This is a genomic window from Clostridium sp. CM74B_53 (genome assembly GCF_036318045.1).
Classification (GTDB): Bacteria; Bacillota; Clostridia; order Lachnospirales; family Lachnospiraceae; genus Pilosibacter.
Window position 1 is genome coordinate 20,759 of the sequence record NZ_JAWQDE010000003.1, and the last position, 23,953, is coordinate 44,711.

The window sequence follows — 23,953 nt, forward strand, 5'->3', positions numbered from 1 at the left end:
CCCTCCCATTGTTTTTTCTACAATCTTATTCAGAGTTTCTGCGCATTCCTGTTATTTTAAGCCACCAAACTCTTCGTAGAAGTATTCCTCTCCGTCTTCTTTTATTTTGCACTCACAGGAAGAAGGACCCGCAAAAAATCCCTGTGCGGCCGCGCCGGATCCGCCTCAAATACCTGGATCCGCCCATTATCAGGTCCACGGTCTTTAAACGCAGGAAACATAAATCCGCAGACCGGCATTCCAGGCTCATAATCCCCTCTCACCGGACATACCGCACAGATCAGGAAACGGTAAACTTCCTCCGATTCCCATAGACTCTCCTTATCCTTTGCCTTTCTCGGCACATCATAGTTCCCATGAAAGAAATATACCGCATAATCCCCGGACGCCTGATACTTTTCCCCAAACATCTCATAAAAAATATCCAGCAGTGCATCATTCTTTAACTCACACTCCCGAAGCGCACAGAGCAGCTGCCATACACTCCCCGGCTTCTTCTCCTCCGGGTCAAAAACATACTCCTTTAACGCAACATTCGTCTCAGAAAACGGGATCACCTTCGCGATATCAAGGTTCTTTTGCTGATCCGGCAGGGAAAGCTGACGGAAATTTTTATTAAAGGTCCCGTCCACAAATCCATCTTTATCCAGATACGCACCGGCGATCCGGTCAAAGCAGTTTCTTTTTAACGTCATTCTCCTCGTAAGTTCCAGCATGTCATCACGGTTGATCGTACCCATATATTTTCTCCGCCCTCTCTTTTTTCCATTCCTGTTTTCTGTTATTCCTGTATTCCGAAATTTTTATTCCGACTTATTTCTCTCCTGATCGATACTCCTATTATATAATCAGAACATATGTTCGTCAAGCTTTTCTATGTTTTTTCTTCTCTGCCCATAAAGTTCTCTGGTCACAATAGCTTAAGCACGGAAAACGCAAAAAGATCCGCCAGCGGGGATCATTGTTATGATTCGCTGTCGGATCTTCCTTTGTCTTACCATCTCTTAGATCGTGTGAATTCTCACATACTCCCAGGTATATGTGCCGCTCTTTCCTTCATCTTCCAGGATAAACGGTGTCACTTCCTGATATCCTTCGTCTTCCATCATATTCGCTGCCTCAAGACATGACTCCAGATTATTCTCAAAATCTACGGAGATATACGGATTCTGGTCACAATCGGCCTTTCCGTCCTGATCTAAATGCGCAATTGCATACTGCATATTGATAACTTCCTTTCTTCAATATTATTTTCTGAACTGGTGTGATTATACCATATTGCCGCGACATTATCAAGTTAAAATCAGTAATAATTATCATTATTATCAATTATGGCAATCCACTTGCAGCCTGCGGAATATCACCTCTCTCCGCTTCGCTCAAAGATCAAATGTGTTCTTGTAAGTGATACCATTCCAACACTTCCATCAGATTTTCCCGCCGTACACGTTCACCACCGCAGAGCATCATATCCAACATATCGTCTTCCTCCGCTGTGCAGTCCTTCTTACCCGCAAGTGCTTTCCCCGCAGTCCGTATCATGAGCTCCATCATCATGCGGTACATCCCATGAAGCTTATTCACATCAAAATTTCCCTGTATGGTAAAAAGCGGGCACTCCCCTGGAATGCAGTTCTTTTTCCGGACAGCATCCGTCTGCGTTCCCGTACGTCCCATTCCGACGGCACAGACAGCCTGCACCTGATAATGCCTGACAGCCGCTGAATATCCTTTTATGGTACCTGCCATGATCCAGCCCAGGCAGATCACGTCTGCACCTGGTCGGATCTTTTTTTGTGCCTCTTTCATTGAATATGCAGGAAGTCCTGTTCCCTGCGCCAGGATCTTGGCATATTGCTCTGCACTGCCGGTATTCGTAGTATAAATGATCGCCTCCATATGATTCTCCTCCAACAAATAAAAACATGCTTCGCGAGTTTCCCCTTCTTATCGCGACAACCGCCAAGGTCTCGCGCAAGCGCGGACTTTGTCTCGTTGTTCGCGTAAAAAAAGACACAATGCGGGATCGATTTCTCGATCAGCACTGCGTCTTAGCGTCTGGCTCTTTCTCTTGTTCCAATTGGGCTACCACTTCTTCCATGTGGTGGGGCATAATATTTTGTCAGCTTATACTGAACCGGATCACACATCAGGTCTCACTTGCGCTCAACCTGAACCTGGATCATATAATTTTTTGCATCGATCAATGTTTCGCTTTTACATTTCGGGCAGAACAACGGAAACGCCCTGAGTTCCGTCTCCCAAAGCAGCTGCAGACGTGTTTTTGCCCCACACACCGGACATCGGATCCAGAATCTTTCCCGCCCTGTATATTCTGTCATTTTACATCCATCCTCTCTGCTTCCATCCGCCTGATAAAACGGTCGATATGTTCGCTCAGCAATCCGGAAACTGCACTTTTTTCCTCTGCGCCGTCATAAACGCTGTAGAGCAGAAACATCGGACCATAAAACTCCAGGGCAAGCTGCATGGCAGACGCATCGCTGTCCGTCATCTTCCGAAACACCGCCGCCATATACTCCGCTGGCCCGGTCGCCAGATAATCATGATACAGCTTTTCAAGTTTCGGATCGCGATACTGTTCCAGCGTCAGCATCTTCCTGAAATTAGACGCGAACGGTTCCTCCGTCCAGTGGGCAAACTGCGCCATGCTATATGAACGGATCATCCCGATCGGCGTGTGAAGATACGCCTCCGCGAAACCATCCGGCTCCGTCTCCGGCATCTCGTACTCTTCCGCCCGCTCATAATCCATCTGATTCATCCGCTCCACGATCCTGTCCAGGATCTCCTGTTTTCCCGTGTAGTGCTTATACAAAGCTCCCTTTGTAATTCCCAGCTGCTTTGCGATATCATTCATGGAAGTCCCCGAATATCCGCTCTGCGCGAACAGCTCAAGGGCAGCCTCCAAAATTCGTTCTTTCGTCTCTCCAGCCATGACCCGACTCCTTGTTTTTTGTAACCGTTCGGTTACTTTGTATTATAGTAACCAATCGGTTACTTGTCAAGAGGTTTTCATTTTATTTTTCACTCCCCTCAAACTGCAGCAGCGATAGTGCTTTCTTTGTGCGAAAACAAATTTGGCTCTGGAAATAGATTCCGAAATATCGCATTTTATTTATTCTTTTATTTCGAGCTTTCCATGACCCGGTATTGTCATACTTATGAGATTATTATATCATTATGGAAGATCCTGATATGAAAATCAATGAAAACGTTTATTTATATATGCGTAGAAAGGAAAACAAAACATGGACATGAAACGTAGAAGAGACATGCAGATCGCGTACATCGCAGATCAGAGTGTCATGGAGGAAATGGCAAAATGCAGAAAGATCCTGCAAAAGCTTAACTTTGCAGACCGCTCCGATTTTGATGGGATTTCGGAGACAGTAAAAGAACTTTTAGGGAAATCCGAAAATGCCTGGATCAATCCGCCTTTTTACTGCGATTACGGCTCCCATATTGAAGTCGGGAAAAATTTTTATGCCAATTACAACTGTACGATCCTGGATGTCGCAAAAGTAAAAATCGGTGACAACTGCCAGATGGCTCCGAATGTTGCGATCTATACAGCCGGACATCCGATCCATCCGGATACCCGCAATTCCGGGTTCGAATACGGGAAAGAAGTTACCATCGGGGACAATGTCTGGCTGGGCGGAAATACCGTCGTGTGTCCAGGCGTCCACATCGGAAATAACGTTGTGATCGGCTCCGGAAGTGTTGTCACAAAAGATATTCCTGACTGGTCGATCGCTGCCGGCAATCCCTGTCGCGTCATTCGCAGGATCACCGAGACCGACAGAAGAAAACTGTTCCATGAGGAGGAGATCGATGAGGAAGCATGGGAGATGATATGTGCGCAGAACAAGTGAGCCTATGAAAAAGTCTGTAACAAGATCATGAAGGGCAGGAAGTTCAAAAGGAAATCCGGATGATCTATCATCCTCGTATCAAACCATACAGACTCACTCCGATCATAACCACTGCAAGTCCAACAAACACCGAATAAACCACCTTGCTTCCCCTGGATTCCGTATTTCTAATGCAAAACACAAGATAACAGATCCAGACAATATAAGCGACAAACAACAGGCCGCTCATATAAAAAAACATCGCCAAAAAGAACAGAGTATTAACCACCTTCATGCCATTCTCAGAAAAAAGGATCTCTTTTATTTTCCTCATAGTCCTCACCTCCATAAATTTTGCCGATGTATCCTCTCTTTACCAAAGTTTCATTCAATAATCGATAAAACCGCTCCAGTTCAAGATCCATCTATGATCAACCGTGTTCTGGACTTTCGACAGTTAAAATGTGCGTTGTTAGACTCATAAACAATAATCAAAGTGCTGTCATTAACTTTTGATCATTTATCTAATATCCCACTTCTATACTTAAAATTAAATGGGAAATAATATATCTCAGTCGTGTTTTTTCCTCCTATTGAGTTCCATATATAAATTTTGTATGTGAAACTGGAATAGACAATAGTCCCGCCATCCTCAAATACTTGTTTACTCCATGGAAAAAATAAAAACCAGGAAACAATAAGAGTTATTACTACCGTCCATAGTATACAATGTTTTTTCATTTTGTCCCCTCCATTTCCCTTTGATTTTGTGTACCAGTGTACAGGTTCTCCATTCATATCACGATCAAACAGCTTTTATGGTGATGCGTTTTTTCTTCTTTGCTCATCTATCAACCATACTATTTATGTATTGAATAATTACCGCGTAATCTCCTATTTTCCAGACCGAATGTTGAAATGGAAATTCATTATTCAAAATAATAATTAAACCTGAACTTTTTACAGTATAACGAACACTTCGCTTGCCAGAATAGTCAATATTATAACTTTGTTCTCCTGAACGTGATTGCGGAGTTATGTATATTTTCTTTGGGGTTATATCCTTTATTAATTGAGTAAGTCCGCTTCTTTCTTCTGTCAAAATCTGGTTGTGATAGATTCCTTTATAATCATACCATTCAATGGAAACGGTATCAGAATCATCAAGCCAATTTCCTTTTAAACTCATGTTATTCCAAAGCAAATAAACTATCAGTAGGCACAGAATAGATATTAATGCAATTATGCGTATCTTTTTAATCAGGATCATCTCCATTCTTTAAATGGTGAGTATCACGTTTTCAAGACTAGAAGTAACGACATAATGATTAGGATACTGCGAAAATGGTTCATCACCAGGCAGAAATATAATCTGCATAAACTAGCTCCTTGTAATATTACAAAAAGTAATTACTTTCTTTATTACTGTAATGTGATATGCCCTAACACCCATTCAATGTATTGATCATATTCTTTTTCTATATTAACCACGAGTAATTTATGATCTACTACCATTGCATAACAGTCCGACCAGTCATATTTTGATCCCGGGCAATAATATGTGGAATTCCCTCCAATATCTTTTTTCGTGAATATGTCCGGATTGCTTTTTATTACAGCGTTCAGTTGTTCTTCGCCATTGTCCGAATCATATGTTGCCAACTTTACCTGAAATCTATCGCTATCTATCTCACATTCATATGTTACTGCCGTATAGCTCTTTGCCACAGAAACAGTTTTATCTACTGCGCTGAACGATCCATTATCTAAATTGCTTTCCTTGTTAAAATTAAGCACAAAAATATCCATGCTGTTGTTTGCTGAAAAATCCTCTATAGAACCATACTCTGTGTTTACTATAGATTCTGTGATATTCTCATCTTCATCTCTTTGAAATATTTCAGATAACATCTGGGTATTGTGCGCTCCTACACCAGTTAATGTTAATCCCACTGCTAGAATGAAAATAAGAATAGATTCTGCTATGCACCATTTATCTTTCGATAAGACTGTTTTAAGTTCAGGATATGTTCGCTTTAAATGGTATAGGCGAAAAATACCGGCTATGAACCAGATCACCGCAACCCCAACAATACTATTGGATAAAAAATCACCTTTTATTATTTCTAATGAGAGTAAAATTTTTTTTATATACAGGCTCACCAAGATACAGCACATCCCAAAAAGAAAAACTCTCCATGTTTTTATTGATTTATCCATAATAGTGACCTCCTTATCCGGGGGCATTCATCTTAACGGGGCTTTGTTAATTATATTTTTCCTCTGTCTCATTCAGGGACCGATAAAACTGTTCCAGTTCAGAATCGATCGATTCATCCATGACATATTTTTGCCTGTTCACTGTGATGTTTTCCCCGCAAAAAATAATATCATATTGATATGTTTCCGTTGTTATAATGGCTCTTTTGCTCCAGCCAGATGAGTTGATGATTGAAAATACAGGTTTCTTTTTTCTTTCATTAAACAGACTCGTAAATTCTTCGATCTCCTGCCGGTCTGTTATTCTCTTTTTATAAGGTGGGGATACGAGTATGATCTCGGTGACTTTTTCTGCGTTTAAATCATCAAGCTTAGTTATTTTTCCAACAAAAACTACTATGCCTATGATGATCAGAACAAAAATGATATATCTTATTTTAATTTTCTTCTTGCTCATACTGCCTCCCCTCCGGGTGACTGAATAAACATACGGCTGTCAGGAAACCAACTATCGAAAATATATATACATGTTTGGGATATATCGTAAAAAAGGCATACTCGAATGTTGTGCCAAGCGAATATGGCACAAATGGATGAAATTGATGCACGATCATCGCTCCCGTTGCAAGTACATACACCCCTGCGACAGCAGTAATTAAAACTATCAGCATTCTCTGCACTTTCTTATCAAGAACAATTTTACTTTTTACGAGGATAAAATAACTTAGGAAATATCCTCCCATAAAATAAGCAATAGGATAAAAATAGAACCACCAGAATAAGATTTTCTTATAGGTAAAATTAGTCCGCACATCCTCGCGGACCTGATTGTAAAACAGTAAAAGGAACAGATCAACAGCAAATATTGCCAACATAATTTTTTCGCGTCTTTTCATTGATATCCTCCTCTCCGGGGGGCAGTCCACTTTGCGCTTTTCTCTTATTTAAATTATATTTCAATTGCTGTTTTTTTCAATATACCTCCGTATATCTTCATAATTTGTAATATATTATTTATATTTTAGTTAATTATCTGTAATTTTATGTTCTATATGCAACATCACTGCCCATTTTCCGATTCACCGATACCTTTCCTTTCAATCTCTTCAAGCACCCACTCCGCCATATCACGAACCTCACGATATTCATCCTGACATACTTTTTTAATAACCGGAAGGTATTTCGGATCATAGTTATTTAACATCGCGTTCAGCGCATTCGTTTTATACCGCCACTCTTTCCCCTGCGGAATATACCAGAGTTTGGGCTGCACGACGGATCGCAGCCAGCTGTATTCCGCCAAAACGATCTCTGTATCCGTAAAATGGCTGCTCCACGCTTCGAGTTCTGGGAATTCTTCTGTATCTTTCCATGCTTTTCTATTATGGGGCCATGCATCCTAGCAGGCATCGCAGCCGTAGATCCATTTTTCGAATTTGTTCTGCAGCGGTTCCGTCCTTAGATCCCAGCCATCCCATGTTGTCAGGCAGGAAACGCAGGTGTTTCTGCACATCATGTACGGCGCTTCCAATGATTCTGTCGGACAGGATCGTATGCACAGGTTACATTTCTCAGCGCATGGTCTGATCTGATTCTCCACAATGTACTGAGGCGGCTCATCAATTAAAAAAGCCTCCAGATACTGATAAGACCCTTTCTCGGTATAAAAGAAATTGTTTTTTCGTATGATTCCAATTCCCGCCTTCATTCCTGCCCACCGCAGAGCTGTAATTCCAAAGTCTCTGTCAGTCGCCACCTGAAGACCGCAGTCTGCAAGGTATTTTTCAAATGCCACGCTTGTCTTATAACCTTCTGAATCTGTATGTCTTCTTCCGTCTGTCAGATAATATTTTGCAACACGGCCTTTCATTCTTTGTCCCCACCTAATTTCTTTTCCTTCCAACTGAGTTTGCCACCGGCAGTTTCCGGTGACAATAGCAGTAAAAAAGTGCGTACTCACCTCATAAGCTGCTTTACCAGTTCTTTTTTTCTTTGCTGCTGTCATGCTGCGATTTGCGCTCCTCAACCATTTTTACAAACCACTCCACCATTGCCGGATCCTGATGTGAGAAAAAAGCACTTGTGGCAGTATCCATCTGTGAAATCTGGTTCATATCATTCTCATCAAGCGCAAAGTCAAATACATTAAAGTTTTCAATCATACGTTCTTTATGTACAGACTTCGGAATTACGATCACACCTCTTTGGATATGCCAGCGGAGCATTACCTGAGCTGTTGTTTTTCCATATTTCTGTCCAATCGCTTTCAGGACTTCATTCTCAAAAAGACCGTTTCTTCCTTCGCCAAATGGTGCCCACGCTTCCAGCCGGATATCATATTTGTCTGCCCATTCTTTTAATGTTTTCTGCTGGTTAAGGGGATGCGTTTCCATCTGATTTACCATCGGCTTAATATTTGTGAAGTTTGCAAATTCTACCATGCGGTCTGTATAATGGTTGGAGATACCGATTGCATGGAATTTTCCTTCTTTGTACAATTCTTCCAAAGCACGCCACGCGCCGTAAGTATCACCAAACGGCTGATGCAGCAGCAGCAGATCCAGATAATCTGTACGCAGTTTTTCCACAGATTCCAGCACAGATTTTTTACACTCTTCATATCTGAAATGTTCGATCCATACCTTGGAGGTTAAAAATATTTCTTTTCTGTCAATTTCTGACTTTTCAATAGCCTTCCCAACTTTCTCTTCATTAAAATAACTCTGGGCAGTATCAATGCTGCGATATCCCACTTCCAATGCATCCCGCACGCATCGTTCACACTCATCTTTCGTAACCTGATATATTCCATTTGTTCTCCCCCTGCCTGTTGATTCATTTTTTTCATCATGCTATAATCCTACCAGCCGGTAGCTGCTACCGGTCAAGGACTTTTTGAGATCCAAGCTGTTAAATTCAGCATTTTGAATTTAATTTTATGTTTTTAGGAGAATGTTATGTATTCCATGAAAGAGGCCTGCAAATTAACCGATATGACCTACGAAAATTTGAAATTTTATTGCAACGAAGGACTTGTTCCCAATGTAAAAAGGGATAAAAGAAATTACCGGATGTTTGATAATCACGATATTAAATGGATCCAGAGTTTAAACTGCCTGAAAAATTGCGGTATGAGCATTGCTGAAATGAAAGAGTATCTCGCACTTTGCCTTGAAGGAGAAAAGTCTATTCCAACGCGAAAAATTATTCTGCAAAATAAAAGAGAAGCTCTGCTTCAGTCTATCGAAAAATTGCAGCAGGCTGTCGCATTTATTGACTGGAAGCAGAGCTTCTATGATAAAGTCTTGTCTGGGGAAATGAAGTATTATAGTAATTTACTGCCTGAATTAAGAGAATAACCCCTCGCTTTCAGCTCAGTCAATTCCCAGCGCCGATGAGTCACCGGGCACAGGCGCGCCTGAATCCCGGGAGCTGGCTTCCTCTTGGCTCGCAGGAAAATGCGTTGGAAGACAGGGAACACTTGTCTGAGCGTCAGCGAGTTGTGTTCCCTGTTCTCCGTCCTTAGCATTTTTCTGCAAGCTTAGAGGAACCCTTCCGGAATCCCACTAAGCGTCTGCGCCCGGAGACTCATTGGCGCGTACCTCTTGCAAAAAATGTATAAAGAAAGCAAACTCGTTTCCTTAATATTGAAATCCCCCAAAAACAAAATCATTCAGAACCAGATCAAAATGCAGCGATATGTCCGGCTCCGATCACACGAAAAGACCGGATGAAATCATCTCTATTCATCCTCCAACATACATCCTTCCGGCGCATACATCCCAAACAGCCAGTCCTCCAGCGCATTCAGGTTATCATCGGAATGCTCGATCTCCCTCGCGTACCGCCAGGAGAGCTCCTCCACATCCTGCATGGACAGCTTCTTCCCGTTTTCCAGCCACCGGACGATCAGAAATTCCTGAATCCATCGGACTGAGAACAGAGCCAGTTCCAGCTTGGAGCAGACCATATCGTCATAGACTGCCCCGCAGAAATATGTATAGACAAAGAACATTAAAAGCTGTTCGCCCAGATTTTCCCACTCTTCTTTATGGCTGCTCAGCGACCCATACATCCGGTGAAATTCCTCACAGATCTTAAAATATTCCTCTTTGCTTCCCTGATACAGCCGCTTTTCCGCCTCGTCAAGCACCTGATCCCACTCCGGGCGCAGACGTTCCAGGCCATAAAGCACCTGAAGTTCTTCCTTCTGCCACTCCCACTGATGAAAAGATGCCGCATCCACGCCCTTTTCTGAGAGACTTTCCGATATAAACTCCCGCAAGGTTCCCTCCCTGTGATGGCGTTCGCATTCCTGAAGCAGATCATCGATCTCAAACTCTCTTCCTTCCTCCATACAGATCTGGTATCTCTCCGCCAGCTGCTCGCACGCTGCCATACGCAGTGTCAGCGGCAGATTTCGATCCTGTAAAACAGAGAAGAGAACATCTCTGGTGTCTTCCAGTCTCGAAAACATCATAAAATCAAACTCGTCAAAATCATCCTCCTCGTCCGTCTCCTCCTCAAGGAACCGGACCGGCTCCTTGCAGGAAAGAATGATCTTCGCCGCCTCAGGGCAGGAAAGGGACAGGGATAATTCCCTGAGTCCTTCAAATTCCTCCGTATGTCTCGGATAAAGGCGGCAGGTATCGCAGAGCGCGTCCGGTCCCAGTGCCTTATAGAGATCACACAGATTCTCATCATTCAAAAATGCGCACCGCCGTTCATTCTGACAGAAGCACTCCTCTTCCCAGTTGACCGACCCATGCAGGCGTTTTCCAAACTCCCCCTGCACATTTTTATACTTCTTAAGAGAATCCTCATCGATCATAATCTGCCATCCCGCACAGCAGGTATCCAGGCAGTCTCCGGCCGTACAGACAAATTTATCGTAAAAATGTGGTTTCAAATATCGCATCGTTTATTTTCCTTTCTGAATCACATAACTCTCCAACTGCAGCTTTTCTTCCGGCGCATATCTGCATCTGCCGTTAATGATATTCCCTGTAATAATCATCCGGATCTCCGTATTTTAAAACAGCTTCCTGCTGTTCTTCATCACTCAGACTCCTCATAAACAGCCAGTTTTCCTCATACATATAATGCGGATACCGAAATCTCGTTCTCACAAATGTATTCGTTACATACAGGGCAATGTGTTCATCATACTGTTCCACTTTCTGCTCAAATCCAAGACTGTAAAGAAACCAGTTCCATGCAAAAAACAGGAACAGAAAAACCGCCGCCACGATCACCGGTATCCTGATAATTCTTCTCATCCAGCCGTCGAATTTCTTTCTGTTCCACGCCAGCAAAAAAAATGTCCCCGCTGTCAGCACGATCTGCCAGAACACGCAGAGCCCAAGTGCAATGGCGATCGCCCTGTCAGGGATATAATACCAGCCATCACGCAGCCATTTTTCACCTGAAAAAAAGAGAATTGTGACCACACCAATCACACCTGCTGCAGCCAGCAGTATATAGAGCCATTTTTTCTGTATTTTCATGCCGCACCTCAACGCAATCTAAATTCTTCCGCTACCATAATATCATAAAAAACAAGTGTAATGCAAAATTTTCACATTTCTACACTACACCCGTCATTTCGTATGTTACTGTTCGCGCCTTGCGCAAACAGTAACTGTATATTTTGCTCACAGCTCAGAAGACGAAACCATACACGTGAACATCCAGCACTTCTCAACTACAGCGCCGTCCCTCTCTTCGGCACAAACATCCCGGACATGTCTGTCTGTTCCAGTTTCAAAAGCCCGATCTTCTTCTCAATTCCGCCCGCATACCCGGTAAGGCTCCCGTTTGTTCCGACCACCCGGTGGCATGGAACCAGGATCGAGATCGGATTGTGGCCGACCGCGCCTCCGACGGCCTGAGCGGACATGTGCTTTTTTCCTGTCATCTCAGCAATTTTTCTGCCGATTTCTCCGTAAGTCATCGTCTTCCCGTACGGGATCGTAAGCAGGAGCTTCCAGACCTCTTTCCGGAATTCTGATCCGTCCGGCGCCAGCGGTGGAAGAAACTCCGGATCTTTCCCTGCGAAATAAAGATCCAGCCACTCTCTCGTCCTCTTCAAGACAGGAGTTTCCTTCTCCTCTGTCCCGTTCTCTTTTAACCCGGAAGCAAAATATTTCTGCCCCTCAAACCAGACTCCCTTTAACGCTTCTTCATCCGCCGCCAGATAAAGGATTCCAAGCGGTGAATCATAGTGCGATACAAAAATCATATTCTGTTCCTCCTTAAATTTATCATATCCGCCAGCTATTTTGTGTCTTCTTTATCATGCTCTCTTTCCAAGCCACACAGCCACCCCGAAATGCACCAGGCAGACCGCTGCTCCCAATACAAACACCCACTCCGGACCGACAAACTTCCAGACAGCTCCTAAAAGCCCGGAGACCGTCACGGCCAGCACATGATCCACACTGAGTCCAAACGACAGGTTCTCCATCACGTCCGCCGGAGAGTCGCTGAGTTTTTTCATTAACATCACATGGACCGCGTTAAAATGATCTGCGATCATAATAAAAATATATGCCGTGAACGCAAAGATCTGCTCCACTCTTCCTGTAAACACACCGGACGTGATCCCGTGGACCGCCCAGGCCGCATACAGAAAGATCGCCCCGATCGTCACGCTCTCCAGAACAAGTCCCTTTTTCACACCATACCGGTCGAGAAATTTTCCGATCTGCGGAGCAATCATACTGCTGCCAAAATGCGCCGCGATTCCAAGAAGCGCCACCGTATCTGCCCCCATCGCAAGGAGCTCGATAATGATCCACGGTGCAAACACCAGACGCATCCGTTTCTGGAAACCATAAACTCCCGTAACGATATAATAAGGAATGTATTTCTTCTTAAGCGGCAGTCCTTTTTTCTTCTCATCATGCTTTCGCACATCAAGGGCCGGAGCCTCTCTTCTCAGTCTCCACAGGAAGAATAACGCCGCCGCAACGACTACAAGTGACACGCAGAACGACGGAACGATCGATCTGTCCGCCCGGAACCAGAACGCCCCGTACCGGAACCCGATAAATACAAGCAATGATGCCGCCATGGACCCCATCGTCGCATATCCCCGGTATTTTCCGAGAAAGGTTCCCGTCTTCCCCTCATCCGCGAGATCCATCGCGATCGCATCCCGGACCGGCATGACAATATGATCCCCGAGAGAATAGGTAAACACAAACAGCTGCATTAAGAGATATCCCGGAGATAAAAGACCAAGGACAAACATTCCCACCGCGTACAGGCAGAAACTGATCATCGCTAACGTCAGATTTCCACATCCCGACAGCGCCGTGATCACAAACACTCCCACAACTCCCGGCAGCTCCCTCGGGATCTCCAAAAGCCCCCTCTGCACCGAGTCCACCTGATACACGCCCTTAAAATAGTTCGAGATAATACTGCCGCCAAATCCGTTCGCAAACGTAAACAGGACGAAAGCGATCAAAAACAGCCGTCTTGCCCTCTCCTTCTTCATCTGTTCCGCCATGTTCATTTCCTCCATCCAGACATCTCTTTTTTCTTCGAAAAAACGTTATCTAACCTCAATTATAATACATATCTTTCATATGAACAAGCGTTCTTTTCCACAGTAACAACTATATACATCATCCAGATCTATACTTAAATCTTCAATCCCCAGCGCAGGTCAGCCTCCGGAACCGGGTGCCTGATTTACAGGCCTGGCTTCCTCTTGGCTCGCAGGAAAATGCGTTGGAGGAAATGGGGCGCTTGTCTGAGCGAAGCGAGTTGCGTCCCATTCTCTCCGCCCTTAGCATTTTTCTGCAAGCATAGAGGAACCGCCTGGAAATCGACAGCACCAGGAGCCGGAAGCTGACCTGCGCGTACTTCCGCCAAGTTGACTCAACCTCTCTTTTCCTGACTCAAACCAACAAAAATACCGGAACAGCAGTCTCCCCGCCATCCCGGTATTTCTCAATTCCTATAAGATTTCCCCAAGGAACCTACTCCCCGAGGTCCACCATCACATCAGAAACCTCAACCTTCTGATCGATCAGTCCACTCTCAAACATCCAGTCAATGTTCTCCTGCCAGCACTCCTCCGTCTGTGTCAGGAACGGAACATCCTCCGTCTCCATAAGCGGCAGCAGAGTCTCACAGGATTTCTCCTCAACGCTCTGTGTCAGCGGGAAATTCTCCTCATTCTGGTTGTTCATGAGGATCGCGAGGCAGCCGTCCGGATCCTTCTTAAAGTCCTCAAAGCCCTTTGCAGATGCACGTAAAAAGCCCTTTAAGACCTCCGGCTCACTCTCGATCATCTCATTATTTGCGAGGAACACTTCCTCATAATAATTCGGAATGCCATATCCGTTTGCCATGAAATAATTGACATCAAAGCCCTCTTCCTCCAGCTGCGGAACCTCATGGTTCACAAGACAGCCGATAGTGGCATCCACGTTGCCGGTAGTCATAGAGCTCATCAGGTCAAATCCAACGTCGATCAGATTTACATCTGACGCATCCGCGCCCACATACTCCATCATGGTCTTCACAATAGACTCACTGAGAGCTGTTCCGCCGTATCCAACTGTCTTTCCGACAAGATCAGACGGGCTTGTAATATTCTTATCCTTTAAAGAAAGTACAATGCTCAACGGAGACTGCACGATCGCGCCGATGGACTTGATCTTCGTTCCCTGATTTGCAACCGCCTGGATCACATCCTGCTGATAATACATTCCGATCTCCGCCTTGCCGGCAGCGACAAGTGCCAGAGCATCATTCGCATTCGCCGGGAAGCGGACCTTCACATCAAGCCCCTCTTCCGCATAATATCCGCGCTCGATGGCGGTGTAGATAAAGGTGTGGATCGCGTTCGGATACCAGTCCAATACCACGTTGACCTCACGGAGATCCTTTTTCTCCTCAGAAGCAGCCGCTGTCTCTGCCGCGCTGCTGTTGTCCGCTGAAGCCGCTGCCGTCGTCTCCGCTGTCTTTGTCTCACTCTTACCGCATCCTGCAAGTACTGTCATACTGAAAGCCGCAGCCATCACCGCTGCAGCGATTCTCATTCCTTTTTTCATGTCATTTCCTTTCGTTATCAAAATAATTTGTCCTGCTCTTTCACTGGTCAGCCAGAATTTCATGTTGTGTTTTCTACTCATTTCTCCAGTGAATGATCCGTTTTTCAAGCAGTGTGACCACCCAGACAGCCGCCATCGCTGCCACCGATAACAATAAGATCGGTGCGAACACTCCGGCTCCATCAAGCTGTGTCATCATCCTCCTGCTGAAGTATCCAAGTCCGCTCTGAGCTCCCAGCCATTCACCGATGGCCGCTCCGATGATCGATAACGGAACCGCCATCTTGATCGCTGAGAAAAAACAGGGCAGGACAGCCGGAACCTTTAACTTCATAAAAATTTGGCGTTTATCCGCGCCAAAGGTAAACAAGAGCTCTTCCATCTCCGTCTTCACCGACTTAAATCCGTCGAATACCGTGATCGTGATCGGGAAAAACGTGATCAGTACCGTCACAAGCACCTTGCTCCAGATCGTATATCCGAACCAGAGCACAAAAAGCGGCGCCAGAGCTGTCGTCGGGATCGTCTGGGACGCGATGATAAGCGGATAAAGTGCCTTTTCCGCTGTCTCGCTGGCATCCATCAGAACGGCCAGACCAAGGCCAAGAATAATGGAGATCAGAAGTCCGATCCCCACCACCGACATCGTTGCCGGAAGGTGTGCCTTAAATAACGGACCTCTAAGCTCCCAGAGCCGTACCACCACCTGGGTCGGTGACGGCAGGATATACGCCGCGTCGATTCCCATAGCCGCCGCCTGCCAGAAGATCAGCAGAGCTGCCACCAGAATCGCCGCCGGAAGATTCGTACTCAGAAAATTATGGGTCTGTCCGTGCGAAGCCCCGGAAGGAACCCGCGCATGATCCTTCTTCATCTTCTTACTCATGACGTCTCCTTCCTCAGCATACCGATCAACTCCTCCTTCAGGGACAGTATCTCCGGTTTCCGAAGCTCGTCCCTGGATCTCGGATATTCTGCCGGAACATCAATGGACCGCAGATGGGTGATCGGTGATTCCTCTACAACCAGGATCCGGCTGGACAAAAAGACCGCTTCCTCCACATCGTGCGTGATAAAAAGGACTGTCTTTTTCTCCCTCTCCCACTGCTCTAAAAGCCATTCCCGCATGGAGATTCTTGTCAGGTAATCGAGGGCTGAAAATGGCTCATCGAGAAGCAGAAGGTCGGAACCCGTGAGCACCGTTCTCGCAAACGCCGCTCTCTGGCGCATGCCGCCGGAAAGCTCCTTCGGCATCTTGTCACCCCAGTCCTTAAGACCAACCGATTCCAGCGCCGCGTCCGCTTTCTCTCTCATCTCCGTTTTCGAATATCCGCCCCGGATCTCCATCGGCAGCAGGAGATTCTCCCTCACGGTCCGCCATGGAAATAAAAGATCCTGCTGCGGCATGTATCCACAGTAGTTTCTCTTCTTCTCAATGGACTCTCCGTCCACCAGGATCTCGCCGGAAGCCGGCAGAAGAAGCTTGTTCACAAGCCGGAAGATCGTACTCTTACCACAGCCGGAAGCGCCGATGACGGACACGAATTCCCCGTCCTGTACATCGAAGGAAAGGTGGTCAATGATAGAGAAATCTTCCACATCATATTGAAAGCTTACATTGTCAAATTTCAGCATCCTACTGCCTCATTTCCCATGCCATATCCCAGAATGCCGCCTCGTAGCGGGAGCATGCTGTAAAGATGTCCACGAGATGCTGTTTCCGCATTTCGGAATAGTCCTCCGTCAGGCGGTTCATCAGGTCTGCCAGCACCTCATTGTCCTCGTGGTAGGAATCGGACGCATATCCGCTGACCCATTCCCCATAGAACTCATGCTTATCTGCAGCCGGATACTCCGCAAGGATCTTCTTCGCGATAAACTCATAGCTCAACGCGCAGGAAAGGATCGCCGCCATGACCTCCGCCTCTCCTTCCTCGTAAGCGACACGAAGCATATAAGAGGTATAGGACAAATTATCAAGAGCGACCGGTGTCTGCTCCGCCTCCTCCTTCGCGATTCCAAGTCTCGTCATGTATGCGCGGTGGATATCCATCTCACCGTCCAGGATCGAATGGATATAACCCGCGAACAGGCGCATAGCGTCGAGGTTTTTCGCCTTCGCCGTGCCGATGGAAAATACCTTTGTATAGTCAAGAAGATACAGATAATCCTGTATCATATAATATTTAAATTTTTCATGATCCAGACTGCCGTCCGCGATTCCCTTTACAAAAGGCGTTTCGTTATAGCCGTCCCAGATCTCCTTTGTTGCCTCTAAAAGGCGTTCTGTCATCGTCATGCCTGTTCCTCCGCAAATCCTTTTCCGCGAAAATCAAATCCATGGTCCATCGGTCCGGATCCATGTCCGAGATCCAGCATGGCTGCCAGAGCTCCGGAGATGTAAGCCTTTGCGCGTTCCACCGCCGTATCGAGGTCATAACCCTTCGCCAGATTGGAGGCGATGGCGCTCGATAAGGTGCAGCCGGTTCCGTGGGTGTTCGGGTTGTCGATACGCTTACCGTTGAACCAGCGGCAGCTGCCGTCGCGGTATAACAGGTCGTTGGCATCATTCAACTGATGACCGCCCTTACAGAGGACCGCGCAGTGATAGGTCTCACTGATCTGTTTTGCCGCCGCGATCATGTCCTCGGCGGACTTTACTTCCATCCCCGATAAAACCTCTGTCTCCGGGATATTCGGGGTCAGGACCGCCGCCATCGGAAACAGGTATTCTTTTAATGTGCCGATGGCATCGTCGCTGATCAGCTTTGATCCGCTTGTCGCCACCATGACCGGGTCCACAACGATATTTTCTGCTTTGTGTTCATGAAGCTTCTTTGCGATGGACTTGATCAGTCCCGCAGAAGAAACCATTCCGATCTTTACCGCGTCCGGACGGATGTCCGTAAATACGCTGTCGATCTCCTGTTCCAGGAATTCCGGTGTTACCTCGAAAATCCCCTGGACGCCGGTCGTGTTCTGGGCCGTCAGTGCTGTGATCGCGCTCATTCCGTATACTCCGTTTGCGATCATCGTCTTTAAGTCGGCCTGGATGCCGGCGCCTCCGCTGGAATCGCTTCCAGCGATCGTTAATGCTGTCTTCATCATAAAAACTCCTTTCAGGCATCAATAACTTTTTATTAGGCGACGCAAGGTGGTGCCCCCAATGTGCCGCCGCGGAAATGTTTTCCGCTTGATCTATTCCAAAACCCAGAGGGAAAATTGCTGCTCTGTGAATTTAGAATTCATATTTTCAGGCAAGTAGTATTTTTCTTCTGGCTTATTGGCGTGTTTGAACATAATGTTTAAAAAATTATATTTTTTGAAATTATTGTAACTGTTCAGTAGGTCTGCGCACTTGCTCAGCTGACCGTAAGACAACATAGGATAGGAGGCAAAAATCCCATCAGCGAAGCTGATCTGGAATGGATTTTTGCGTGTAACTATGAAGGTACTGATTAGTTACAAATTGTTTAGATTTTACATCATATATCGACATATCATTGAAAACTCTTCTAAGTCTTATAAGATTTCTCTTACCGCCTCTTTCAGTTCCCTCGTCGCCTTCTCAATATCCTCTGCCGCGAAGATCGCGCTGACGACCGCAACGCCATCCACACCGGTTCCCTTGATGGGCTCCAGGCGGTTCTTATTGATCCCGCCGATGGCTACCACCGGAATATCCACCGCCTGACAGATCTCAGAGAGTACCTCCGGTGTCACCGCTGTGGCGTCCTTTTTTGTTCCTGTCGGATACATTGCTCCGACGCCGAGGTAATCTGCCCCGTGCTTTTTCGCAAGAAGCGCCTGTTCCACCGTCTTACAGGAAACACCGATGATCTTATCCGGTCCCAGCTTTTCTCTCACTTTTCCCGCTTCCATATCGCTCTGTCCCACATGAACGCCGTCCGCGTCCACCTTGAGGGCGATATCCACGTTGTCGTTAATCACAAAGGGAACATGATATTCGGCACAGAGCTTTTTGATCTTCTTCGCCTCTTCTAAAAACATCTCCTCATCCAGCTCTTTTTCCCTGAGCTGAACAAAGGTCGCGCCGCCCTTTAAAGCCTTTTCCACCTGGCTCTCCAGAGTCTCACCATTTAACCACGCGCGGTCCGTCACCGCGTAGAGCAGCATATCTTCCGGTCTGCAGTTCATATCTTCTACCTCCTACAATACATGAAACGCGCCTCGCACATTCCCGCTCCTCGCGCGGCCGCTTGCGACGATCTACATCTTCGCGCGAGTGCACAGCATTGGCACGTCAGTACCTTTTGTGTAACAGGGAATTCCCCGGAATTTCCTGTAATAACAAGTGAAAACACGCTTCGCGAGTTTCCCCTTGTTATCGCGACAGTCGCCAAGGTCTCGCGCAAGCGCGGACTTTGGCTCGTTGTTCGCGTAAAAAAAGGAGACACCCGCAGGTATCTCCACTTCTACTCTTTCTCTTCAGCAGCTTCCTACGTTGGCATGATCCAAATCAGGTATACGGGTCTTGGCGATGCAGCCAACTCTCAGCCTGATCCGTCAGGCTCCCCGGTCTGTTTATTTTCTTTTTTCTGACAAGATTTACTATATACTTTCTGTGCGGAAAAGTCAAGTTTGCACCTGGTTTCGTACATGATTTTAAGACTGCGGATTTTGCATGGATCCATCGATATTTTTCATGTATTCCGTGCAGCCTGCTTACAGCCTTGTGTTCCCCGCCCATCGCTTTTTCCCGGCGGACCTTTCATAAATTTCCTCTCTTGCCTTTTTCCATCTCCTGTGCTACAATCCAAATCGGTTAACGGAATGCAGCATGAGGGGGAGCGCCCTGGTGCTGCGGTCAATTCAATTATTTGATGACGAAGACCAGATTGCGAGGGAGCCCGTGTTCCGGGCTGAGAGGATCCCAGAAAGGATCGACCGTCCCATGCCGCGGATCCATGTCCGCGGCTTGTCAGCATTCTGCCTGAAAGTCATTTTTACGGCATGCTGCAGAAAGCATGCCTTTTTCTTTATCCGCCTGTCTCTTCCGGATTCATGGCAGCTGAACGCGTTCTATTTCTTATTCGGAACGATCACGCTCTCACAGTGTCCTGACCATTAGCGGATATTGAAACTATTTCACCGTATTTCCCGGTGTCCCATTCTTTCAGCAGAAAATATATTCTGCCCTGACGGGCTATGGAGGTATTATATTATGAGAAAATTTGTTGTACCGGCTCTCTCCCTGGCACTCTGCCTCGGACTCACTGCAGGATGTTCTTCCAAAACGGACGCACCGGCTGCTTCCACAGGGGAGACCACAGCTGCCGCTTCTGCGGAAAGCACTTCTGAAGCAGCCGCTTCCGCAGAGACAAAATCCATCGATTCTTTAAAGATCGCTTTCTCCCCGTACGCGGACGCAGATACGATCACGACAGCAACAGAGCCGTTAGAGAACCTTTTAAAAGAGACACTGCTTGAAAAAGGCTACGATGTCAAAGACATCGACATGACCGTCGGAACAAGCTACACTGCTGTCGGTGAGGCACTGAGCGCAGGAAGCGCTGATATCGGATTTATCTCCGGAGGAAACTATGTCCTGTTCTCCGATGACTGCGACGTTCTCCTGACGGCTCTCCGCTACGCCATCAATAAGGACTCCGAAGATCCGAAGGAATGGAACGACGGCACCATCGAGGAAAACACAGACAAAATGAGCACATATTACCGCTCCATCATTCTCGCAGGACCGAGTGAAAAAGGTCAGGAGCTCTTGGCAAAAGTCAACAACGGCGAGGAACTTACCTGGGATGACTTAAACAGCGCCACCTGGGCAGTCATGGGACCGACCTCCGCGTCCGGCTACATTTATCCGTCCTTATGGTTAAACGAGCGCTACGGAAAGACCATCGCTGACCTCGCAAATGCGGTCCAGTCCGATTCCTACACCACATCCCTCGCCCGCCTCGCCTCCGGACAGGCAGACCTCATGGTCTCCTACGGCCATATCCGCACAAAATATGCGCCGGACTGGAAAGAGAAATTCGGCGGCACTGATGATATGGTAAAGCAGACCGGCATCATCGGCGTCACAGAGGGAATCTACAACGATATGATCGCATACAGCAAAACTTCCGACCTTATGCAGGACGCTGACTTCCGTCAGGCTCTCGGTGATTCCTTCATCGAGATCGCAGGAACTGATGAAGGCAAAGACATCATCAAAGTCTTCAGTCAGGTCGGCTACGAGTGGGGCGATGACGCGAACTATGACGGGGAACGCGCCGCACAGGAAATGTTAAAGTCTATGAACTAAACAGATCCCAATTTTTTACTGATTCATTATTTGTAAGGCAGGTATCTTCATGGAAATCGTTCTTCAGAACATTGGAAAACAATTTAAAAACGGGACACGCGCCCTGGACCATGTAACCTTTACCATCCCTCAGGGCGAGTTCGTCTCCGTGATCGGTCCGTCCGGAGCTGGAAAAACCACCCTGTTCCGGATCTTAAACGGCATGGAGACGCCGGGGGACGGGGCTGTCCTTTTTGATGGCAGCGACATATCGTCCATGTCCGGAACCGCCAGGAAGAATGTAAAGAGATCCATCGGCACCATCTATCAGGATTTCTGTCTCGTGGAAAATTCCACCTGCCTTGCAAATGTGCTCACTGCCTGTCTGCCGGATATGGGATTTTTCCCCGCTGTGTTCGGAATCTACGGAAAAAAGCGCCGGGCAGAAGCACTGAAATTTCTTGACCGCGTGGGACTCTTGGAAAAATCAGAAGAACCGGTAAAAAATCTCTCCGGTGGTCAGAAACAGCGCGCCGCCATCGCGAGAGCCCTCATGCGTCATCCAAAAATCCTGCTGGCTGATGAGCCCGCCGCCTCCTTGGATCCGGTCACCGGGCGGCAGATCCTGACACTTTTAAAGGAGATTCAGGAAAAGGATGGCGTCACGATTCTTATGAACAGCCATAACCTTGAATTTTCTCAGGAGTTTTCCGACCGGATCATCGGGCTGAAGGACGGAAATGTGGTTTTTGATGGAACGCCATCGGAAATGAATGAGGAAATCTTGAGAAGCATTTATCTCAGTCTCGAAGACGCCCACCTATCTTAGGTGATGAATAATAGAACTCTGCTATTTACGCATTTATCCGTCCCAACGGATCCTTGCAGAGAAGCATTTCAGAGGAGGAAGCAATCCATGTACAGAAATCGAAAAAAATATATAAAACCTGCCGGCTGGATCCTCTTCCTTCTCTGCTTTTACGCCGCCGCGTCCTTCACCGGATGTGATCCGGCTCTTTTTATTTCAAGGAGCTCCCATCTTTCAGATCTGGCAGCCGACATGATGCGGCCGGATCTCTCCTTTTTTCCGAAGGTCCTGCTGCCTCTCTTTTACACAGTCCAGATGTCCGTTACTGGTACCGTGACAGGATCCGCTCTGGCACTGATCGTTTCCCCTTTCGGCGCTGTGTCCCTGCAGTTTCCGTCCTGGGCAAGGCGTTTGCTGCGTCTCCTGATCCAGATACTCCGGTCTTTTCCGGCGCTGATCCTGGCGCTCGCCGCGACCTTTCTCTTCGGACTCGGAACCTTTGCGGGAACCTTCGCCATCACGCTCTACACCTTTGCGATCATGACTAAGCTCACCTACGAGGATGCGGAGCATACGGACACAGCCCCCTATCAGGCCCTTATCTCTATGGGCTGCGCCCGTTTTCCGGCATTTATCCATGCCGTCCTGCCGGAGATTTTGCCCGCGTTTCTGACAAACGCCCTGTACCTCTTTGAGACGAATGTGCGGCACAGCTCTATCCTCGGATACGTAGGGGCAGGCGGGATCGGCCTGATCTTAAATGAAAAGATCTCCTGGCGGGAATTCCACAAAGTCGGAACGATCCTGCTGCTGCTCTTTCTCACCGTCTGTGTCATCGAGTACGCAAACCGGTATTTTACAGCTGTGATCCACAGCGGACAGATCGCAGAACTTTTTTCAGGCAGCAAAGCCTTGTCTAAAAAAGCCTGTGTCTCTGGACGGATGATCCTTTTCGGTTTCGCTACCCTCTTCCTCTTCTGCCTCGCGGCTCAGACCCCGCCGGATTTTTCAAGGACAAGTGCCGCGGCGTTAAAAAGTATGGCAGCCGGACTCACGCATCCGGACTGGACCTTCTTTTTCTCCACAGAGAAAGACGGGCTCGGCTACCTTCTCCTTGAGACCATCTGCATCGCTATCGTCGGAACATCCATCGGTGCTTTCCTTTCCGCACCTCTTGCCTTTCTCAACACACGACGCTTTGTCCCGGCGCCGGCTGCTTTTTTCTTTAACCTGATCATCATGGCGATCCGGTCGATCCCGTTCCTGATCTACGGACTGATCTTTATCCGGGTCTCCGGTCCCGGCGCCTTCACAGGTGTCCTGACGTTAGCTGTATGCAGCATCGGACTTCTCACAAAGCGCTTCACCGAATGTCTGGAGACCATCGATCCCGGCCCGTACCGTGCACTCCTCGCCATGGGTGTCCACCCGGTTCCAGCCGTCTTCCACAGCGTTCTCCCGCAGATCGCTCCGGCATTCTGCTCCGCCGTCCTCTACCGCTTTGACGTCAATATCCGTGAGGCGTCCGTTCTCGGACTCGTGGGCGCAGGCGGGATCGGCGCACCGCTTATCTTCGCGATGAACCAGTACGACTGGAATAAGGCTGGAGCGATCCTTTTGGGACTGATTCTACTTGTGTGGGGTGTGGATATTCTGTCTTCACGCAGATAAAATAAATCCCTGCTCTTTCATCTCTTTTTAGGACTGTTTG

The 23,953-nt window shown here is 47.1% G+C and carries 27 protein-coding genes and 1 riboswitch; of the genes, 5 read left to right on the forward strand and 22 right to left on the reverse strand.

The features are described from left to right. Positions 1-101: 101 nt before the first annotated feature. From V2546_RS02995 to V2546_RS03015, 5 genes are all read right to left on the reverse strand, one after another. Positions 102-740 carry a DUF4317 family protein gene (locus V2546_RS02995; protein ID WP_329751532.1) on the reverse strand — a complete coding sequence of 213 codons (639 nt, stop codon included), beginning with the start codon at positions 738-740 and terminating at the stop codon, positions 102-104. Positions 741-1,004: 264 nt separating this feature from the next. After that, positions 1,005-1,223, reverse strand: a complete 219-nt coding sequence (locus V2546_RS03000; protein ID WP_118297799.1) for a hypothetical protein — start codon at positions 1,221-1,223, stop codon at positions 1,005-1,007. Positions 1,224-1,386: 163 nt separating this feature from the next. Further along, positions 1,387-1,899: a hypothetical protein gene (locus V2546_RS03005; RefSeq protein WP_329751533.1), complete on the reverse strand. Its 513-nt coding sequence runs from the start codon at positions 1,897-1,899 to the stop codon at positions 1,387-1,389. 257 nt (positions 1,900-2,156) lie between these two features. Then, complete coding sequence (locus V2546_RS03010; RefSeq protein WP_118297797.1) at positions 2,157-2,342, reverse strand: cysteine-rich KTR domain-containing protein; 186 nt, start codon at positions 2,340-2,342, stop codon at positions 2,157-2,159. Continuing rightward, positions 2,339-2,959 (reverse strand): TetR/AcrR family transcriptional regulator, encoded by a 621-nt coding sequence (locus V2546_RS03015; protein WP_329751534.1) that lies wholly within the window; start codon positions 2,957-2,959, stop codon positions 2,339-2,341. The genes V2546_RS03010 and V2546_RS03015 overlap by 4 nt, the downstream gene beginning before the upstream one ends. Before the next feature lie 313 nt (positions 2,960-3,272). Between V2546_RS03015 and V2546_RS03020 the strand changes: the two genes are divergently transcribed. Next, the gene (locus V2546_RS03020) at positions 3,273-3,899 is read left to right on the forward strand and encodes a sugar O-acetyltransferase (protein WP_118529578.1); all 627 of its coding nucleotides are present in this window, start codon (positions 3,273-3,275) and stop codon (positions 3,897-3,899) included. Positions 3,900-4,722: 823 nt separating this feature from the next. On the opposite strand, the gene V2546_RS03025 is transcribed toward V2546_RS03020, so the two are convergent. From V2546_RS03025 to V2546_RS03055, 7 genes are all read right to left on the reverse strand, one after another. Then, a complete protein-coding gene (locus tag V2546_RS03025) occupies positions 4,723-5,067 on the reverse strand; it encodes a hypothetical protein (protein ID WP_329751535.1) in 345 nt (114 codons plus the stop codon). 233 nt (positions 5,068-5,300) lie between these two features. Further along, positions 5,301-6,098 carry a hypothetical protein gene (locus V2546_RS03030; RefSeq protein WP_117504723.1) on the reverse strand — a complete coding sequence of 266 codons (798 nt, stop codon included), beginning with the start codon at positions 6,096-6,098 and terminating at the stop codon, positions 5,301-5,303. 46 nt (positions 6,099-6,144) lie between these two features. After that, positions 6,145-6,555, reverse strand: a complete 411-nt coding sequence (locus tag V2546_RS03035; protein WP_329751536.1) for a hypothetical protein — start codon at positions 6,553-6,555, stop codon at positions 6,145-6,147. Continuing rightward, on the reverse strand, positions 6,536-6,994 hold the full coding sequence (locus tag V2546_RS03040) for a hypothetical protein (RefSeq protein WP_329751537.1): 459 nt from the start codon (positions 6,992-6,994) through the stop codon (positions 6,536-6,538). Before V2546_RS03040 ends, V2546_RS03035 begins: the two co-directional genes overlap by 20 nt. Positions 6,995-7,158: 164 nt before the next feature. Continuing rightward, positions 7,159-7,401, reverse strand: a complete 243-nt coding sequence (locus V2546_RS03045; RefSeq protein ID WP_329751538.1) for a hypothetical protein — start codon at positions 7,399-7,401, stop codon at positions 7,159-7,161. Positions 7,402-7,497: 96 nt separating this feature from the next. Further along, complete coding sequence (locus V2546_RS03050) at positions 7,498-7,968, reverse strand: hypothetical protein (protein ID WP_329751539.1); 471 nt, start codon at positions 7,966-7,968, stop codon at positions 7,498-7,500. Between the two features lie 103 nt (positions 7,969-8,071). After that, a complete protein-coding gene (locus V2546_RS03055; protein WP_486463551.1) occupies positions 8,072-8,869 on the reverse strand; it encodes an aldo/keto reductase in 798 nt (265 codons plus the stop codon). A 186-nt stretch (positions 8,870-9,055) separates the two neighbouring features. Here V2546_RS03055 and V2546_RS03060 point away from each other — a divergent pair, with 186 nt between their 5' ends. Continuing rightward, the gene (locus V2546_RS03060; RefSeq protein ID WP_118529572.1) at positions 9,056-9,457 is read left to right on the forward strand and encodes a MerR family transcriptional regulator; all 402 of its coding nucleotides are present in this window, start codon (positions 9,056-9,058) and stop codon (positions 9,455-9,457) included. A 383-nt stretch (positions 9,458-9,840) separates the two neighbouring features. On the opposite strand, the gene fliB is transcribed toward V2546_RS03060, so the two are convergent. From fliB to thiE, 10 genes are all read right to left on the reverse strand, one after another. Beyond that, a complete protein-coding gene (fliB, locus tag V2546_RS03065; RefSeq protein ID WP_329751540.1) occupies positions 9,841-11,016 on the reverse strand; it encodes a flagellin lysine-N-methylase in 1,176 nt (391 codons plus the stop codon). Between the two features lie 73 nt (positions 11,017-11,089). Then, positions 11,090-11,605, reverse strand: a complete 516-nt coding sequence (locus tag V2546_RS03070) for a hypothetical protein (protein WP_117552521.1) — start codon at positions 11,603-11,605, stop codon at positions 11,090-11,092. A gap of 197 nt (positions 11,606-11,802) precedes the next feature. Then, positions 11,803-12,339, reverse strand: coding sequence for a methylated-DNA--[protein]-cysteine S-methyltransferase (locus V2546_RS03075; RefSeq protein WP_329751541.1), 537 nt, complete (start codon positions 12,337-12,339; stop codon positions 11,803-11,805). Between the two features lie 54 nt (positions 12,340-12,393). After that, on the reverse strand, positions 12,394-13,614 hold the full coding sequence (locus V2546_RS03080) for a hypothetical protein (RefSeq protein WP_329751542.1): 1,221 nt from the start codon (positions 13,612-13,614) through the stop codon (positions 12,394-12,396). Positions 13,615-14,089: 475 nt separating this feature from the next. Then, a complete protein-coding gene (locus V2546_RS03085) occupies positions 14,090-15,169 on the reverse strand; it encodes an ABC transporter substrate-binding protein (protein ID WP_329751543.1) in 1,080 nt (359 codons plus the stop codon). 73 nt (positions 15,170-15,242) lie between these two features. After that, a complete protein-coding gene (locus V2546_RS03090) occupies positions 15,243-15,983 on the reverse strand; it encodes an ABC transporter permease (protein ID WP_117485407.1) in 741 nt (246 codons plus the stop codon). 68 nt (positions 15,984-16,051) lie between these two features. Next, positions 16,052-16,804: an ABC transporter ATP-binding protein gene (locus V2546_RS03095; RefSeq protein WP_117515649.1), complete on the reverse strand. Its 753-nt coding sequence runs from the start codon at positions 16,802-16,804 to the stop codon at positions 16,052-16,054. Between the two features lies 1 nt (position 16,805). Beyond that, entirely contained in the window at positions 16,806-17,468 is a 663-nt protein-coding gene (gene tenA / locus V2546_RS03100) for a thiaminase II (RefSeq protein ID WP_329751544.1), read from the reverse strand. Beyond that, on the reverse strand, positions 17,465-18,274 hold the full coding sequence (gene thiD / locus V2546_RS03105) for a bifunctional hydroxymethylpyrimidine kinase/phosphomethylpyrimidine kinase (RefSeq protein ID WP_329751624.1): 810 nt from the start codon (positions 18,272-18,274) through the stop codon (positions 17,465-17,467). The genes tenA and thiD overlap by 4 nt, the downstream gene beginning before the upstream one ends. A gap of 417 nt (positions 18,275-18,691) precedes the next feature. After that, on the reverse strand, positions 18,692-19,327 hold the full coding sequence (thiE, locus tag V2546_RS03110) for a thiamine phosphate synthase (RefSeq protein ID WP_329751545.1): 636 nt from the start codon (positions 19,325-19,327) through the stop codon (positions 18,692-18,694). Positions 19,328-19,610: 283 nt separating this feature from the next. Continuing rightward, a riboswitch (TPP riboswitch) is annotated at positions 19,611-19,718 on the reverse strand. A 636-nt stretch (positions 19,719-20,354) separates the two neighbouring features. On the opposite strand from thiE, the gene V2546_RS03115 reads away from it, so the two are divergent. From V2546_RS03115 to V2546_RS03125, 3 genes are all read left to right on the forward strand, one after another. Next, positions 20,355-21,455 carry a phosphate/phosphite/phosphonate ABC transporter substrate-binding protein gene (locus V2546_RS03115; RefSeq protein ID WP_118607036.1) on the forward strand — a complete coding sequence of 367 codons (1,101 nt, stop codon included), beginning with the start codon at positions 20,355-20,357 and terminating at the stop codon, positions 21,453-21,455. Between the two features lie 49 nt (positions 21,456-21,504). Further along, positions 21,505-22,263 (forward strand): phosphonate ABC transporter ATP-binding protein, encoded by a 759-nt coding sequence (gene phnC / locus V2546_RS03120; RefSeq protein WP_329751546.1) that lies wholly within the window; start codon positions 21,505-21,507, stop codon positions 22,261-22,263. An 87-nt stretch (positions 22,264-22,350) separates the two neighbouring features. Further along, positions 22,351-23,913 carry an ABC transporter permease subunit gene (locus V2546_RS03125; protein WP_329751547.1) on the forward strand — a complete coding sequence of 521 codons (1,563 nt, stop codon included), beginning with the start codon at positions 22,351-22,353 and terminating at the stop codon, positions 23,911-23,913. Positions 23,914-23,953 lie beyond the last annotated feature (40 nt).

Excerpts from the sequence above, each read along its gene's own strand:
- V2546_RS02995 (WP_329751532.1), bottom strand. The coding sequence starts at position 740 with ATGGGTACGATCAACCGTGATGACATGCTGGAACTTACGAGGAGAATG.
- V2546_RS03000 (WP_118297799.1), bottom strand. The coding sequence starts at position 1,223 with ATGCAGTATGCAATTGCGCATTTAGATCAGGACGGAAAGGCCGATTGT.
- V2546_RS03005 (WP_329751533.1), bottom strand. The coding sequence starts at position 1,899 with ATGGAGGCGATCATTTATACTACGAATACCGGCAGTGCAGAGCAATAT.
- V2546_RS03010 (WP_118297797.1), bottom strand. The coding sequence starts at position 2,342 with ATGACAGAATATACAGGGCGGGAAAGATTCTGGATCCGATGTCCGGTG.
- V2546_RS03015 (WP_329751534.1), bottom strand. The coding sequence starts at position 2,959 with ATGGCTGGAGAGACGAAAGAACGAATTTTGGAGGCTGCCCTTGAGCTG.
- V2546_RS03020 (WP_118529578.1), top strand. The coding sequence starts at position 3,273 with ATGGACATGAAACGTAGAAGAGACATGCAGATCGCGTACATCGCAGAT.
- V2546_RS03025 (WP_329751535.1), bottom strand. The coding sequence starts at position 5,067 with ATGAGTTTAAAAGGAAATTGGCTTGATGATTCTGATACCGTTTCCATT.
- V2546_RS03030 (WP_117504723.1), bottom strand. The coding sequence starts at position 6,098 with ATGGATAAATCAATAAAAACATGGAGAGTTTTTCTTTTTGGGATGTGC.
- V2546_RS03035 (WP_329751536.1), bottom strand. The coding sequence starts at position 6,555 with ATGAGCAAGAAGAAAATTAAAATAAGATATATCATTTTTGTTCTGATC.
- V2546_RS03040 (WP_329751537.1), bottom strand. The coding sequence starts at position 6,994 with ATGAAAAGACGCGAAAAAATTATGTTGGCAATATTTGCTGTTGATCTG.
- V2546_RS03050 (WP_329751539.1), bottom strand. The coding sequence starts at position 7,968 with ATGAAAGGCCGTGTTGCAAAATATTATCTGACAGACGGAAGAAGACAT.
- V2546_RS03060 (WP_118529572.1), top strand. The coding sequence starts at position 9,056 with ATGTATTCCATGAAAGAGGCCTGCAAATTAACCGATATGACCTACGAA.
- fliB (WP_329751540.1), bottom strand. The coding sequence starts at position 11,016 with ATGCGATATTTGAAACCACATTTTTACGATAAATTTGTCTGTACGGCC.
- V2546_RS03070 (WP_117552521.1), bottom strand. The coding sequence starts at position 11,605 with ATGAAAATACAGAAAAAATGGCTCTATATACTGCTGGCTGCAGCAGGT.
- V2546_RS03075 (WP_329751541.1), bottom strand. The coding sequence starts at position 12,339 with ATGATTTTTGTATCGCACTATGATTCACCGCTTGGAATCCTTTATCTG.
- V2546_RS03080 (WP_329751542.1), bottom strand. The coding sequence starts at position 13,614 with ATGGCGGAACAGATGAAGAAGGAGAGGGCAAGACGGCTGTTTTTGATC.
- V2546_RS03085 (WP_329751543.1), bottom strand. The coding sequence starts at position 15,169 with ATGAAAAAAGGAATGAGAATCGCTGCAGCGGTGATGGCTGCGGCTTTC.
- V2546_RS03095 (WP_117515649.1), bottom strand. The coding sequence starts at position 16,804 with ATGCTGAAATTTGACAATGTAAGCTTTCAATATGATGTGGAAGATTTC.
- tenA (WP_329751544.1), bottom strand. The coding sequence starts at position 17,468 with ATGACGATGACAGAACGCCTTTTAGAGGCAACAAAGGAGATCTGGGAC.
- thiD (WP_329751624.1), bottom strand. The coding sequence starts at position 18,274 with ATGAAGACAGCATTAACGATCGCTGGAAGCGATTCCAGCGGAGGCGCC.
- thiE (WP_329751545.1), bottom strand. The coding sequence starts at position 19,327 with ATGAACTGCAGACCGGAAGATATGCTGCTCTACGCGGTGACGGACCGC.
- V2546_RS03115 (WP_118607036.1), top strand. The coding sequence starts at position 20,355 with ATGAGAAAATTTGTTGTACCGGCTCTCTCCCTGGCACTCTGCCTCGGA.
- phnC (WP_329751546.1), top strand. The coding sequence starts at position 21,505 with ATGGAAATCGTTCTTCAGAACATTGGAAAACAATTTAAAAACGGGACA.
- V2546_RS03125 (WP_329751547.1), top strand. The coding sequence starts at position 22,351 with ATGTACAGAAATCGAAAAAAATATATAAAACCTGCCGGCTGGATCCTC.